Origin of the sequence: Spiroplasma kunkelii CR2-3x, from assembly GCF_001274875.1 — a bacterium.
Classification (GTDB): domain Bacteria; phylum Bacillota_I; class Bacilli_A; order Mycoplasmatales; family Mycoplasmataceae; genus Spiroplasma; species Spiroplasma kunkelii.
The window spans coordinates 1,121,979-1,136,761 of record NZ_CP010899.1 but is presented as its reverse complement, the minus strand read 5'-3'; the positions used below and the strand labels follow the sequence as shown (position 1 = coordinate 1,136,761).

Sequence of the window (14,783 nt, the reverse complement as noted above, 5' to 3'; positions counted from 1 at the left end):
TTAATTAGTTAATGTAAGAAGTGTCTAAGAGACTAATATAAAATAAATATAAAAATACACAATTTATTAAAAAAATATATGAAAACTATTTTTTAGATTTTTTAGAAATAAAATTTTTATTTTTAATAAAACAAGAAAAAAAAATTACTTAATTTCTTTATTTTTCTAACAATAAATAATGTAATAAAACTGCTGACAAATTATTTTAAGCAGTATAAAATTTTACTATCATGCAATGATGATTTAAAAGGAATATAAGCATATGTTAAATGTTTTTAATAGTTTTAAAGATATAAACTTTGTTGAAGAAGTAAATATCGATGTTAATTTAATTGGAAAACAAAAAATGAAAGAAAAATATGAAAACCTTGATCAAAAATTAAGAGAGCAAAACCGTAATGGCAAAAATGGTTATATTTTGTGAGGGAAAAAGAATAAAATGATAAAAACTCCCTTTGGCAATATTATAATTAAAGCTTCAAGATTTGGTTATCGTGATAAAAAAGATAATAAATTCAAAACAACAACTTTATTAAATAAAAAAATTGGTTTAAAAAATAATCAAACAATTATTTTAAGTATTAAAATAGAACTTTGAAAATTAATGGACAGTGCTAAAAGACAAAGAGATATTATGGATATGTACCCAAGATTAAATATATCTAAGATGACAATCACAAACATTAATAAGGAAGTTGATTTTGATAAATTATTTAAAGAACAATTAAAAACAAAGACTGAAAAAATAATTGTCCAAACACCATATTTGTATGCTGGGGTTGATGATTCATTTAGTAATTTAACAAAATATAGAAAAATAGAAAAAAATATGTTTAGAACAGCATATTTTCATACTGGGTATGATGAAATAAAAAGCACTAAAAGTAAAAATGTTCTAAAAGATAAAAAAATTTTTATTGTTATGAAATCAGTAAAAAATAAATACTATCTTATTAAAAAATATAAAAAAGAATTTTTACATTTTTTAAATCAAAATTTTAATATTCAAAATTGTAAGTTAACGCTAGCAGGTGATGGAGCAAAATGAATCCAAAAATTTGCTAATGAAATTGGTGCAATTTTTATTTTAGATCAATTTCATTTAATGAAAGAATTAAAAACAATATTTCCTTATCGAAGAAGAAAACTTACTAAAAATTTAACCGATAATGAAAAAAGGAGAAAACAAATTTATTGAGATATGAATAAATTATTTAAAAATGGCGATCCTGATGAAGCAATAAAATATTTAAAAAAATTAATTACAAGAAAAAATATTAAAGAATATCCATTCTTAAAAGATAAAAAAGATAAAATCAAAGATTTCATTAAATATATCAAAAATAATTCTGAGGGTATTAAATTTTATAAAGAGGATTGATATATGGGGTCTTGTACCGAACCACAAATTTCGCATAATGTCAAATGATTAAAAGGATATGGTGCTAAATCATACAGTGAAAAAGTTTTTAAAAATATTATTGCAATAAAAATGGCAAAAGAAAATGGTGTTAATTTAATTGAGTTTTATCTTAATAAATTAAACAAAAAAATGAAAAAGAATATAATTATTATTTTAAAAATGAAGATAAACATATTCAGCAATTTTTAATAAATAAAAATGTTGCTCACCAAGCACAAGGTTTTGTCTAAAATTTAAAGTAAAAATCAATAATTTAAAATAAATTTATTAAATAATTTTCGAATTATTATTTTTTGTATTTTAAATTATTACTTTTATGTTATGATTAAATTAATTAAAAAAGATAAAATTATCTTTTTCTTAGGAATTTTATTTTAATAAGTAAATATTTATTAGAATAAGGTATGACCAACAGAATATTTTACGCGGTCCTTAAAGTTTTAAAAAAATTTTTCCGCGCTTTTCAAATTACTTGGGAAAAATTCTAAGCACTAAGCTCTAAGCATTAAGCGAAGAATTTTATAAAGTTTCCCAAATTTGTTTGAAAAAACCTCAAAACTTTTTTTAATTTATAAATTATTTTATCATAAAAATTTAAGAAAATCAACCTATCGGCCAAAAATAAATTACCTATAATCCCATTTTAAAGCGATATGGATAAGAACCAGAAAACAAAAGCATCATATGCGTCGTGATACATTTTACTATCGGGTATATTTTTTGGTATCGCTAAATCTTAATTCACTAATACATTTATCTAAAAATGGTAAATTATATAATATTCCTTATATCTTGCCTTGAACAAACATTTTTCGTATTCATGTTACACGATTAATTATTCCCGCTTCTTTATTAAGGGATGTTTGATGTTTTTTAGCTTTAAACATTTTAATCTTATAACCTAAATACGGGTAAATATCTTCTTGTAATTTTTGCATAAAATCATGGGCATTAATGTCATAATGAAATGTGGAATATTCAAAACCATCAAATTTATCAAATGTATTAATTATTCATTGTTCATAATGTTCAACTAAATCATTTAAGTTCATTGTATTTTTAGGAGTAATAACATTTTCTTCAATTAAATATTTATTATACTTGTTATCTTCATTAATTTTATATCCACTAAATAAAAATACGGTATGGTTTAGCATAATCAACACCAATTTAATAACTATCAAATTGATACTGTTTTGTATTTGTATTATAAAAATCTGGTAAATTATATTCTTTAATATATTTACGATAATTTCGTAAAACATAAATACTAGGGTCATTGTTGTTATATTCAAATCCGTAATATTCAAGTTCAAATAAGTCTGGTCGTTATTCTTTATTTGTTAAAACAAATTTTTTGGTAATATTAGGTATTTTATTTCAAACAGTTCCCATTGTTAATTGTAAATTAAAAACACCTAAATTGTTAAATGCTTGTTTATTTTCTGATTATATTTGGTTATGTTATTTTAAAATATTTTTAATTCTTTCATTTAAAGGCAAATATGGGGTTACAAATTTTTCGTAAAATACGTGGTATTTATCAAAAGGATTAAAAGTAAATTCATTAGAATATGTTTTATGAAAATATGTTGTTACTGTTATATATTGTTTTATTATACTATCTTATTCTTTAAATGTCCAAGATAATTCTTTTATAGGAATAGGATTGTCTAAATTATATTGTTCATTATTATTTTCATCGGTGTATTTTTCATAAGATACTTTTAAACTTTTCGAACGATAGTTATGCCCGTTATTTTACTTCACTAAGTTTTTTTAAGTTTGTCTCTGTGGGTCATGGTACTAATAAAACATGAAATCATATAGCAGAAAAATTATTTTATGCTTGTAATTTTACTGATGCTTCATCTAATATTTTACGAAGATATGCTAATACACATGAGTACACTACTTTTGGAGATACAATTAATGTATGTAATTACTTATATGATAAATATGGTATTGATTTATGACCAGACAATGAAAATGGTATTATTTGACCTAAAAATGTTAAAGAAGGTGGAGAAATTGTTTTTCCTAGTGGTGTTCGTATTGCTTTTGCCGGTTATGCCAATGGTAATAAAATTATGGGTAAAGTTGGTAAGGGTAGCGGTATTATAACAGCGTGAACTAATGAAATGATACATACCGAAGAAAAAGAAATCTTAACTGATAAAAAATTAGATAAAAGATATAATAATTTAAGAGTTTCAATGTATCACCAACAAAGTCTTTAAATATTTCTCAGTAAAAACCAAAATTAAAGTCACTAAAATTTAAATCATATTTTTTATTTAAATGTTCATAACTAGTAATTTTTTTTTTATTATTAATTTTAGTAAAGTCTTGCATTTTTTATATATCCTCGCTTTCAAATTATGATACAATAATAAACATTATCAAATATCAAATTAAGTATTATTAATATCATATTAAAAATATTTTTTAAAGATAGGGAATAATAAGAAGATGGAGTTAAAACAGAATTTGTTAGAAAATTATAAAGAAAATAAAATATTAGAAACAATAAAAGAAATTAATAACTTCTTAATTGAAAGAGATAATGAGATATTTAAATTATATCAACAAAGGAAAATATTACAAGGATATAAGGTGGTATCAAAATTACCAAAAACAATTCAAATAGAATTTGGTAATGTTCGCCCAAAAATACGAAGATATGTTAAATATGATGAAGAAAATAAAAAATATATAAATCGTTATCCTTTAGATAAGGAATTAGGTTTAAAAAAATATGAAAAAATTGAAAAAAATTTAAAAGATAAATATATCTATTTTTTGGGTGATGGAAAAATATATAAAGATGTTTTGCATACAATAGAAAGTGCTAACATTAGTGAAAAAACAATATCTAATATTTTTTAAAAAGCTGATTTAGAAAAAGTTGACTATATTGCCAACAAAAATAACAATAAAATTAAAATTATAAATAATGTTTTATATATTCAAATTGACGGAGCTTTTGTTCCTGTGTGAGAAAATAAAAAAAGAGTTGAAAATAAAATATTTTTTTCAACTATTCATATTGGAATTAATGAAGAAAAATCAACTAAAAAAAGAAAAATAATTAAAAAGAAAAAATGTGTTTTTCAAATGATGGATAAAAATACTAATAAAAATTAAAAATCTAGTTTTAATAATTTTATTGACAAAATTTTTAAAATAATAGATACTTATGATATTAATGAAAATACTATAATTATTAGTATTAAGTGATGGTGAAAAACAAATTAAAAAAATTTACAAGCAATTAAAACAAAATATAAAAATAATACTGTATCATATAGTTTGGATAAATTTCATTTAGTAAAAAGATTTAAAGACTTATTTTCATATAGAAATAGAAACAAAATTAATAGACTAAAATATAAATTAGCAAAAATATATTTTTTTACTGTAAATTATGAAGTGTTATTAGATTTTTTAATTTGTGATTTACCTTATGTTATTGATAACAAAAAGAAATTTTTATTAGAAACTATTGAATTAATTAGAAATAATAAAGATGGCATTGAAAATCAAGCATTAGAATATAATATTGGTTGTCATATGGAGGGTGATGTTTCACATTATATTAAGGCCGTTAAAGGACGAGGGGGGCAAAAATATATTGTAAAGAAATATTTAATAATATGTTAATTGCTTCAATGTTTAGGCTTAATAGCAGAATTAATGAAGTTAAAATTAATAAAAATAAAGAAAAAATTGAATTTAATATTTTTAAATTAAATCAATCTCAAAATCAATTTTTATCTTTATAAATAAAAAAATTTTTAAAATTAGTAATAACTTTAAAAAGTATTTTTTAGTGTGCTAAAATTCATAATTTTATAAGATTATTTATTTAATTAAAAATATAATTTTTAAAAAGGTTGAATTTTTTAAAAATTTTGTTATCATTTAGTCATAAGCGAAACATAATTTGTTTTTAATTACTTAATTTTATTAAAAACCTAAGAATAATAAATACTACCTGATTTATTAAGATTATTAGGGGCATTACAAAATAAATTAAATAATTTAAAAATTAATTTTAATTGAGTATCACCACTCCATACTAAATCAATTGTTAAAAATATGGAAAATTTAAGTAAATATAATGATAGTTGTATATGAGAATATGAAAAAAAGATACTAATTTAACTTATCAATATAGTAAAATTTGGTATTAAATTTCCTGCTTGTCTTAAAACTTTTTATAAATTAATTTGTTTAAGTGAATTTGGATTAAAAAAAGAAAATTTACGATATAGGGGTAAAAAATTTAAAACAAAAGGAAAAAAAGATAATCGTGGTAAATTAACTGATTTTAAGTCAATTTGAAACATTGAAAATAAAGTTTCTAATGTTGGATGATTTGAAATGGATACAGTAGTTGGGGTAAAGACCATCAATCTAGTTGTTTAGTTTTAGCAGAACAATCAAGTAAAAAATACTTTGTAATAAAATTAGAAAATCATACTGCTAATGAAGTTTTTGAAAAGTTTAAAGATATTGTTATAAGTAATAATTTAATTGGAAAAATAAAAGGAATAATAACAGATTGAGGGAAAGAATTTAGTAAATGAAGGAAAATGTAAATATTTGCTGAAACACAAGTATATTTTTGTGATTATGCTTCACCACAACAAAAACCTTTAATTGAATATATGAATAGTGAATCAAGATATTGATTTCCTAAGGGAATTGATTTTAATAATGTTAGTCAACAAAAAATAGATTGAGTAGCTAATATAATAAATGATAAACTCTGATCGTGTTTAACTTGAATAAGTGCTAAAGAAATGTTTTTACAAAATATTTAAAGAAATTTATTTGTTTAAAGTTTAATAAATGCTTTTTTAATGTGCTTAAATATGGATAAATTAAGCTATATTTATAAAATATTTTATTTTTTTAAAAAAGAGTTGTATTTTCGAAAAATGATGTTATTATTAAAAATAAAAAGAGGCAAAAATTACTGCTTGCATTTACACGATTCATATCTTTAATTTTTTTAAAATAGCGGTATTATTAACTAAGAAAATAAACATGGGAGAGAAAGAATGTTACATTTGCCGCGCTATGAAGTAAAACTTGATAATTTTTCAGGACCGTTAGATTTATTGTTGCATTTAGTTAAAGAAAAGCAGATGGACCTTTTTGCAATTAAATTGACAGAAATTACTGATCAATTTTTAGCGTATATTAGAGAAATGGAACAATTAAATATTGAAATTTCATCAGAATATTTAACAATGGCAAGTTATTTAGTTGAGACAAAAACAAAATTAGTGTTACCAAAAGAAGAAGTTGAAATTGCTGATAATTATGAAAAAGATACTCGTGATGAACTAATTAATCGTTTACTAGAATATAAAAAAATTAAAGAAGTTAGTCAATATTTTAAAGATAAACATCAAGAGGGAATTCGCTATTTGTCAAAACCACGAACAATTATTAAAGGAAATCAAATTAAAGAAGAAAATTTACCATTATCGCCAAAAATTAATATTGATAAATTAACTAATAGTTTTTTAAAAATGTTAGAACGAATTAATGCAACAAAACCATTAGAATCAAATGTTGTTATTACTGAAGTTTCTCCAGAAGAAATGGCGGAGCGAATTATGGCATTATTAGCGCAAAATGATAAAGAATGAACATTAGAAGAATTGTTAGGTAATTTTACTTTATCATTACAAGTTTTTGTTGCTTGTTTTATTGCTTTGTTAGATTTAGCTCGTCATCAAAAAATTGAAATTGAGCAATACCAACATTTAGAAGCAATTTACATTAGACCATACTTAAAGAAAGGGGGGAATTAAATTAGATGAATTTAAATGAAAAAATGGCTGTTTTAGAAGGACTATTATTTATCAGCGGTGATGAAGGAATTAATTTAAAAGAAATTGCTCATATTCTTGAAATTTCTGTTCCTGAGTGTGAGGAGGTTTTAGCAAAATTAAAAGTAGAATATCAAACTAATAATAATCGTGGATTAACAATAACATCTTTTGCTGATAAATATCGCTTAGCAACAAAGCAAGAATATTATCAATTTTATTTAAAATTAGCTAATAATAAAATAGAAGCATGCTTATCACAAGCAGCATTAGAAACATTAGCAATTATTGCCTACCGTGGACCAATTAGTAAACCAGAAATTGAAGAGTTACGGGGAGTTAATTCTGATAGTGTTATTAAAAAATTACGCGCACGCGATTTAATTGATGAAGTTGGTAAAAGCGAATTATCAGGGAAACCAATGACATATAATATTACTGAAGAATTTTTAAAAGTTTTTAATTTAACTTCTTTAGCAGATTTACCACAAATTAAGGAAACTGTGATAGAAAAAGAGGAGAATTTATTTAAATAATGGAACGCTTACAAAAAGTTATTGCAGAAAAAGGTTATTGTTCACGACGAAAAACAGAAGAATTAATTATTCAAGGACAAGTTAAAGTTAATAATATTGTGGTAACAACGTTGGGTACTAAAGTTAGCAAAAATGATCAAATACAGATAAACAATCAAATTCTTACGAATGAGAAAATGGCAAATAAGGTTTATTTGATGTTGAATAAACCACAAAATTGTGTTTCAACGATGTTATTATGTGACCCGCAACATTGCAAAACAGTTTTAAACTATGTTAAAGGTGTTTCAGAGCGATTTTATACGGGTGGGTCGTTTAGACTATGATACTAGTGGGCTTTTGCTATTGACTAATGATGGAGAATTTACTAATATTATTACACACCCAAGTCATATTTAATAAGACATATCATGTTTTGGTTTCTGGTTATCTTTCAAAACAAAAACTATAAAAATTAGCAACAGGACTTGAAATTGAACCAGGAATTATAACAAGCAAAACGCAAGCAAAATTAGTAAAATATGAAGAAGCAAAAAATGTTTCGATTCTTTTATTAAAAATTCATGAAGGCAGAAAACATCAAGTTTAAAAAATGATACAATCATTAGGACATGAAGTTATTAAATTAAAACGAATTGCAATCGGTTTTTTACAATTAGATGAAACATTAAAACCTAGTGAATGACATTATTTAAAACCAAAAGAAATTAAACGTTTTTTTTGGAATAGTATCACACTTAAAAACAAAATAAAGGAGAAAAAAAACAATGCGGATTACATTAGCAGGAGTTGTTGGAGTAGGGAAATCAACTGTTATTAAGCTATTGGGAAAAAAAATCATTATATGGTAATGGATGAGCCAGTTGAGGAAAATCCATATTTAGATCAGTATTATGCTGATCCAAAAGATATGGCTTTTAAAATGCAAGTATATATGGTAATGGCGCGTAGTAAACAATTAAAACAAGCAAAAATAACATCTAATATTATTTTTGACCGTAGTATTTTAGAGGATCCAATTTTTGTTGATGTCTTATATGAACTAGGATATATGAATACAACAGATTATAAAGTTTATAAAGAATTTTATGATGTTGTTGTTTTACAAAGTTTATATTTAGATGAAAACATTAAACCAGAATTATTTTTTTATTTACGAGTTGATCCAGAAGTAGCGATGGAACGAATTACCAAAAGAGGCCGAGCTAGTGAACAAAATATTGGCAGCGCTTATTGAACATTATTAAACCGAAAATATGAGGAATGATATGAAAGCTCAAAAGATAATTTTAATTTTTTAGTTATTGATGCCAATCATAAAACACCAGAAGAAATTGTTGCCATAATTTCAGAAAAATTAATTGAAAAGAAATAAGACAATATAAAAACTAGTGTTGACACTAGTTTTTATTTGTTTAAATTTTCCCTAATCCTTTTTCTTTTCAAATTTTCATTACAGCATCTTTTCCTTTTGTTTCTAAAATATCTTTGTATTCTAAATAACGTTCTTGACATTCTTTAATTTCTTTTAAAGCTTGGTCTAAGCCACTTCAACCATTAATTTTAACTTCTTTTTTTTCCAAAGTTTTATATTGTAAAAAGAAAGTTTCAATTTCATTTCGTATTGCTAATGGAACATCTTCTAAAGTTTGAATATGATTAAAACGCGGATTATCAGCCATCACAGCCATTAATTTTGTGTCAATTTCCCCATTATCAATCATATTAATTGTTCCCAAAATACGAACATTGATTTGACAACCAGGAATTGTGGGGTAAGTGCTTAATGAAATTACATCAAGGGGATCACCATCTCAATCTAATGTGTTTTCAATAAAACCATATTCTCCTGGATAAAAATTAGCACCATATAAAACCCGGTCTAAAACAATTCGACCTGTTTTAAGATCATATTCATATTTATGACCAGATCCCTTAGGGATTTCAACGATAATTGGGAAAATATTATTTTTACTCATTATTTTTCTTCCTTTCATTACTTTCTTAATTATTAATATAGCATAGAAAGGCAAATAATGTTATGTATTTTTAAAATCCTTTTTATTTTTTCGCAGTAAAGTCAAATAAAAGTATTGTATTATATTCAAAAAAATAAAAGATAATTATTATTTTTATGTAAGTTATAAATTTAAAAAACAAATATATAAATAAATATATAAATATATTAAATTATATATTAACATATTTTTAATAAAATTGTAGAAACCACATACATTTTGTATTTTTGGTTTTTACAGTTTTGGAAAGTAATTTTTTTTTAATATTTTTAATTAAGGAGTTAAAATTATGAAAATAAAACAATATTTTATTTTGTGGTCGCTAGTGAAAAAGTATGGTAAAGATAATATTAAAAGGAGATGAATTACTATGTATAAATTAATTAAATTCCTTACAATAGTTTTCCTAAAAATGAATACAATATAACAATTGGTTTAGGAAATGTTAAACCTGAAACAAAATAAATTGTTGGATGTAAAATGCTTTGTATATGATTCATACAAAGCATTTTATATTTAACTGAATAATTTTTACAATTATTTTTTACTTTGCTATATTTTAAAAATAATTTATAATTAAACAAGGTGATAATATGCAAACAAAAATAAAAAATTTATTTTACTTAGATACAAAAAGAATTGTGGCAATGGCAATTGTGATTGCTTTATATGTTTTATTGTCATGATTAAGTAAAATAATGAATTTAACAGTTTTTCCCGTTGCTTTATTTTTAAAAATTGAGTTAACTGATTTTTTAATGTTATTATCTCTTCGTTTGTTTGGTATTATTTATGCTATTTTTTTAACTATTAGTGTTAGTTGATTACGAATGATTTATTTAGGTAATACTCCCATTGATGTACTTTCTTTAATGTTAGCAGATTTAATTTTTTTATTAGTTTTTTGATTAGGTGATAATTTTTTACGAAAAGGATTTAATCACTTGTTTAAAAATAATTTTTCAAAAAAAGCTGATTATTTAATTACAACAATAAATGTTAGTTTAGCAACAATTATTGTTTCACTTGTAATGACATTATTTAATTGATTATTTATTTATGACATGTATGCTCATTTTTTACATCTTCCCCACGAAACAGTACAATGATTTAAAAGCATTTTAGTAGCCATAGTTATTCCTTTTAATTTATTGAAATTTACTATTAATAGTATTATTTTTATTTTAATTTATCGTGCAGTAATTCACCTTCAAAAGCAATTTATAATAATAAAACCAACAAAAAAACTAACAGAAGTGTTATATGATTATAATATTATTGATCAAATTTATTTTTAAAAAAGCAAACTTATTTTTTTGAAAATATTCTTTAATTTATGTTATTATTTGTATGGTATGCCCACGTAGCTCAGTAGGAGAGAGCATGCGCCTTCTAAGCGTAGGGTCGGGAGTTCGAATCTCTCCGTGGGCGCCATTTTTTAAATTGTAATTAAATTAAAAACCTTATTTAAATGATTAAATAAGGTTTTGTTTTTTAAAATTGTTATAATATAATATAAAAGATTGTTTTATCTAAGGAGGATTTATTAAATGCAAACGCCATTAAATTATTATGATGAATTAATTAATGAAATTAAAGAATTAATTAGTAATCATAATTACAATGGTGCAATTATCAAAATTAATGATGAATTGTTGATGCCTTATATTCCTCAACAAATTGATAAAGTATTAACAACATTATTACAAGAAGTTAATGAAAAAATTCGAGAACAAAAGCCAAATGAAACAACAGTTTGAACATTATCAAAAATTAGTGATATTTTAGCGAATCCGTCTGATGAGGAAACTCAATTATTAGCTTTTCAATATTTAAAAGACCAAAATTTACGACAAATTTTACCAGTAATTCGTCAATATTTTCTGAATAAAAAAGTCACTGATTTTGCAAAGATTTATTTATTATACTTATTAAAAAAACAAGAAATTACAGAAATATTTGAAGTCAAAAAAACAAATGGTATTTTTCACTTGAATCCAAGTCAAATAATACCATATAAAGAAAATAAACAAGTTAAAACCATAATGAAATTATTAGATCAATGAGTTTATAATGATAATCCTAGTTTATACCATACTTGTTTATATTTGCTAGAAACATATTATTATAACTTATATCCTTATTTTTTAGAAAATAATGATGAAGAAAAAGCATTAACAATTGCAATTATATATCAAGGTCATGGGATGTATGGCGAAGAAATAGTAATCCAAGATCTGGCAAAACAATTTACAGTTCAAGTTGAAATAGTAAAAAAATATCTTCCTTACTTAATCCAACAAGAATTATAAAATAAATTATTATTTAGAATTAGACCAAAAAAGCAAAATAAATTGTGGAAAAAAGTTATTTAAAGTTATTCTTTTTGTTATAATAAATTATAATTAGTTAAGAAATAAATTATAATTAGTTAAGGAGTAAAATATGAAATTTAAAGCGGAAAAAATACCAAATAAAGGAATTGGAAAATGATATGTAACCATTGATGGTATAGAATGGACAGATTATATTAAAAAAGCTGAAAAAAAAGCAGCAGAGCAATTAGATGTTCCTGGATTTCGAAAAGGGAAAGTACCTACTGATTTAATTAAAAAACATCTAACTGAAGCAAAAATTTTAGATGCGGCACATCATTTAGTTGTTAATAAAGCTTATAAGTTTGCGTTTGATCAAAAATCAAATATTGAACCATTTTCATCACCAGTTCCAAGTGTACAAAAAATTAGTAAAACAGAGTATATCTTAAAATTAGAATTTGATTTAAAACCAGAAGTTAAAATTAGTAAGTATACTGGTTTTACTGATAAAGAATTAAAAAAGACAAAAATTGAAGTTAAAAAAGCAGATATTGATGATAATATTAATCAATTGCGTAATCGTTTTGCAATTTTTAAACCAAAAACAACAGAAATTACAACTGGAGATACAGTAATTTTTGATTTTGAAGGTTTTGTTGATGGAAAACCATTTAAAGGTTGTAAAGCAACAGATTTTACTTTAGAAATTGGGAGTGGTCAATTTATTCCCGGTTTTGAAGAAGCTATGATTGGTTTAAAAACAGGTGATAAAAAAGAAATTAATGTTACTTTCCCGGCTGATTATCATGTTGAAGAATTAAAATCAACTCCTGCTATTTTTAAGTTAAATATTAAGGAAGTTAAAACAAAAGAATTACCAGAATTAAATGATGAATTAGCAAAAGATGTTAATTTGAAAGGTATTGATACGTTAGATAAATTGGAAGAGCATGTTAAAAATAATATTTATGAGCAATTATTAAAACAAGAATATGATTATTTTATTGGCCATTTATTCCGCTTAATTGCAGAAGATTCAAAGATTGCTTTACCAGAATCAATTATTCGTAAAGAAGCAAATCTATTAAAGCATGAGTTTGAAAAAAAGTTACAAGGTCAACAAATGGATATAAAAACGTATAAAAAACGAACATGAATGTCAGAAGAAGATATTTTTAATGAGTTATTTAAAGACGCTAAGAATCGTTTAGAAAATGGTGTTATTGTTGATGCAGTTGTTCAAAATGAAAATATTACTGCAACTGAGACAGAAATTGATGAACAATATGAAAAGTTAGGAAAACAATTTGGAATTGATGGTAAAGCATTGAAAGAAACAAAATTAGTATCCGACCAACAAGTAAAAGAACAAGTTATGCATGATAAGGTATTTGCCTTTTTATATCAAAATAATGGTGAATAGAATAAAAACTAACATTATTGTTAGTTTTTTTATATAGAAAGATAAGCTGGATTAGCATGAAAAGTGCTGAATTTTCTTTTTTTATGATATAATAAAAAGTGTTAATTAACTAACAAAATAGACGAAAAAATAAAAAAAATTGTAAAATTAAAAATAATATATTACAATAAGAATAACTTTCAAATATAAACAACAACTATTTCATAATTTTTTATCATTTTTTCCAGTATTTTTAATACCATATTTATTACGAAGATTATTATTAATAAATTCTAATAGTAGAACAATATTTTTAACATAATTACCATAAAATACGTTTTTAAACAATATTCTTTTTTAACATAATTTAAAGCATTCATAATTACATTATGACCTTTATTTATTAAATTATCTTGAATAAAAACATTATTCATTTTTATAAACTCCTTCCAAATAAAAAAAACACTAAATTATATTTTAAAAGTTTTGTGCTAGGAAAATATAAATAGTTTGAAACTTTCAATATACTTTGTGTTCGTTCACAAGGTAATTATATTCGTAAAGCATATAAAAATTTTTGGAATTGTAAAAATTTAAGTTTTCTTACTTTAACTTATGCAAAAAATGAAACAGATATTAAAAATGCAAGCGTGATTTAAAATTATTTTTTCAAAAAATAAACTATTGATATAATAATTCTATTAGTTAAAAACATCATAAAGGAATTTTAAAATCTTTAACTACTTATGAATATCAACAACGTAGATCAGTTCATTTTCATATAATATTAAGTCAAAAAATACCTAATAGTGTTATACAACAATATTAAAAAAACGCTATTAAAAAATTAATTATGTAAAATAAAGTGCAACAAATCTTTATTAATTAAATAATATAATAAAAATTACAAAAATCAACTATAAATTTAAAAAAAATCAAAATATTTTAATTTTTATTTTATTTTATCCACATTTAAACACACTAAAAAATAATTTATTAAATTTGCATCCTGTACGATGAAGCGGCAAAAAACAACTCTTGTTAAAGGGTTGTTTTTTTATTTGAAAACAATCCAGCAATTTAATAAATATTTTGGTGGTCTAACCCAACAGTAAACAGTCTGGAAATAATAGACACTTTAACAAGTGATAGTCGTGATAAGTCCAAGGTTAATATCAAACGACAATAAAAATAGAGATAGTGACTTTATAAATAAATTTGCGTATAGCATTAGGCT

The 14,783-nt window shown here is 23.0% G+C and carries 18 protein-coding genes, 1 tRNA gene and 1 pseudogene; 17 read left to right on the top strand and 3 right to left on the bottom strand.

All coding sequences use genetic code 4. From position 1 onward, the window contains the following. The first annotated feature begins 262 nt into the window (after window positions 1-262). Window positions 263-1,612: an Mbov_0401 family ICE element transposase-like protein gene (locus SKUN_RS06190; protein WP_053391291.1), complete on the top strand. Its 1,350-nt coding sequence runs from the start codon at window positions 263-265 to the stop codon at window positions 1,610-1,612. A 596-nt stretch (window positions 1,613-2,208) separates the two neighbouring features. Here the strand turns inward: SKUN_RS06190 and SKUN_RS06185 are convergent. Beyond that, window positions 2,209-2,580 carry a hypothetical protein gene (locus tag SKUN_RS06185; protein ID WP_053391290.1) on the bottom strand — a complete coding sequence of 124 codons (372 nt, stop codon included), beginning with the start codon at window positions 2,578-2,580 and terminating at the stop codon, window positions 2,209-2,211. A 636-nt stretch (window positions 2,581-3,216) separates the two neighbouring features. Between SKUN_RS06185 and SKUN_RS06180 the strand changes: the two genes are divergently transcribed. The 11 genes and pseudogenes from SKUN_RS06180 to SKUN_RS06145 all read left to right on the top strand — a co-directional run bounded on the left by SKUN_RS06180 (window position 3,217) and on the right by SKUN_RS06145 (window position 9,183). Further along, complete coding sequence (locus SKUN_RS06180) at window positions 3,217-3,663, top strand: hypothetical protein (RefSeq protein WP_053391289.1); 447 nt, start codon at window positions 3,217-3,219, stop codon at window positions 3,661-3,663. Between the two features lie 232 nt (window positions 3,664-3,895). Beyond that, the gene (locus tag SKUN_RS06175) at window positions 3,896-4,312 is read left to right on the top strand and encodes a UPF0236 family transposase-like protein (RefSeq protein ID WP_053391288.1); all 417 of its coding nucleotides are present in this window, start codon (window positions 3,896-3,898) and stop codon (window positions 4,310-4,312) included. A 105-nt stretch (window positions 4,313-4,417) separates the two neighbouring features. Further along, window positions 4,418-4,570 (top strand): hypothetical protein, encoded by a 153-nt coding sequence (locus SKUN_RS09445; RefSeq protein ID WP_158500807.1) that lies wholly within the window; start codon window positions 4,418-4,420, stop codon window positions 4,568-4,570. Window positions 4,571-4,735: 165 nt separating this feature from the next. Next, window positions 4,736-5,086 carry a hypothetical protein gene (locus tag SKUN_RS06170; RefSeq protein WP_053391287.1) on the top strand — a complete coding sequence of 117 codons (351 nt, stop codon included), beginning with the start codon at window positions 4,736-4,738 and terminating at the stop codon, window positions 5,084-5,086. 516 nt (window positions 5,087-5,602) lie between these two features. Further along, window positions 5,603-6,252: pseudogene (locus SKUN_RS08510) on the top strand (IS30 family transposase); the annotation flags it as partial. Window positions 6,253-6,492: 240 nt separating this feature from the next. Continuing rightward, window positions 6,493-7,254: a segregation/condensation protein A gene (locus SKUN_RS06160; protein ID WP_053391285.1), complete on the top strand. Its 762-nt coding sequence runs from the start codon at window positions 6,493-6,495 to the stop codon at window positions 7,252-7,254. Window positions 7,255-7,259: 5 nt separating this feature from the next. Continuing rightward, entirely contained in the window at window positions 7,260-7,808 is a 549-nt protein-coding gene (scpB, locus tag SKUN_RS06155; RefSeq protein ID WP_053391284.1) for an SMC-Scp complex subunit ScpB, read from the top strand. Further along, window positions 7,808-8,140 (top strand): S4 domain-containing protein, encoded by a 333-nt coding sequence (locus SKUN_RS10855; RefSeq protein ID WP_235510993.1) that lies wholly within the window; start codon window positions 7,808-7,810, stop codon window positions 8,138-8,140. Before scpB ends, SKUN_RS10855 begins: the two co-directional genes overlap by 1 nt. Further along, entirely contained in the window at window positions 8,082-8,207 is a 126-nt protein-coding gene (locus SKUN_RS10850) for a pseudouridine synthase (RefSeq protein ID WP_235510992.1), read from the top strand. Before SKUN_RS10855 ends, SKUN_RS10850 begins: the two co-directional genes overlap by 59 nt. A gap of 193 nt (window positions 8,208-8,400) precedes the next feature. Further along, on the top strand, window positions 8,401-8,628 hold the full coding sequence (locus tag SKUN_RS10845) for a pseudouridine synthase family protein (protein WP_235510991.1): 228 nt from the start codon (window positions 8,401-8,403) through the stop codon (window positions 8,626-8,628). A gap of 30 nt (window positions 8,629-8,658) precedes the next feature. Beyond that, window positions 8,659-9,183 (top strand): deoxynucleoside kinase, encoded by a 525-nt coding sequence (locus tag SKUN_RS06145; protein ID WP_235510990.1) that lies wholly within the window; start codon window positions 8,659-8,661, stop codon window positions 9,181-9,183. 40 nt (window positions 9,184-9,223) lie between these two features. On the opposite strand, the gene SKUN_RS06140 is transcribed toward SKUN_RS06145, so the two are convergent. Continuing rightward, window positions 9,224-9,787, bottom strand: a complete 564-nt coding sequence (locus SKUN_RS06140; RefSeq protein WP_053391283.1) for an inorganic diphosphatase — start codon at window positions 9,785-9,787, stop codon at window positions 9,224-9,226. Window positions 9,788-10,115: 328 nt separating this feature from the next. Between SKUN_RS06140 and SKUN_RS09920 the strand changes: the two genes are divergently transcribed. The 5 genes from SKUN_RS09920 to tig all read left to right on the top strand — a co-directional run bounded on the left by SKUN_RS09920 (window position 10,116) and on the right by tig (window position 13,567). Next, entirely contained in the window at window positions 10,116-10,253 is a 138-nt protein-coding gene (locus tag SKUN_RS09920; protein WP_200903036.1) for a hypothetical protein, read from the top strand. Between the two features lie 166 nt (window positions 10,254-10,419). Further along, window positions 10,420-11,124 carry an ECF transporter S component gene (locus tag SKUN_RS06135; RefSeq protein ID WP_053391282.1) on the top strand — a complete coding sequence of 235 codons (705 nt, stop codon included), beginning with the start codon at window positions 10,420-10,422 and terminating at the stop codon, window positions 11,122-11,124. 59 nt (window positions 11,125-11,183) lie between these two features. Then, window positions 11,184-11,260 (top strand) — tRNA-Arg (locus tag SKUN_RS06130). 116 nt (window positions 11,261-11,376) lie between these two features. Further along, entirely contained in the window at window positions 11,377-12,138 is a 762-nt protein-coding gene (locus SKUN_RS06125) for a DUF3196 family protein (protein WP_053391281.1), read from the top strand. A gap of 133 nt (window positions 12,139-12,271) precedes the next feature. Next, window positions 12,272-13,567: a trigger factor gene (gene tig, locus SKUN_RS06120; RefSeq protein WP_053391280.1), complete on the top strand. Its 1,296-nt coding sequence runs from the start codon at window positions 12,272-12,274 to the stop codon at window positions 13,565-13,567. A 272-nt stretch (window positions 13,568-13,839) separates the two neighbouring features. On the opposite strand, the gene SKUN_RS10840 is transcribed toward tig, so the two are convergent. Further along, a complete protein-coding gene (locus SKUN_RS10840) occupies window positions 13,840-13,980 on the bottom strand; it encodes a hypothetical protein (RefSeq protein ID WP_235510989.1) in 141 nt (46 codons plus the stop codon). Between the last annotated feature and the right edge of the window lie 803 nt (window positions 13,981-14,783).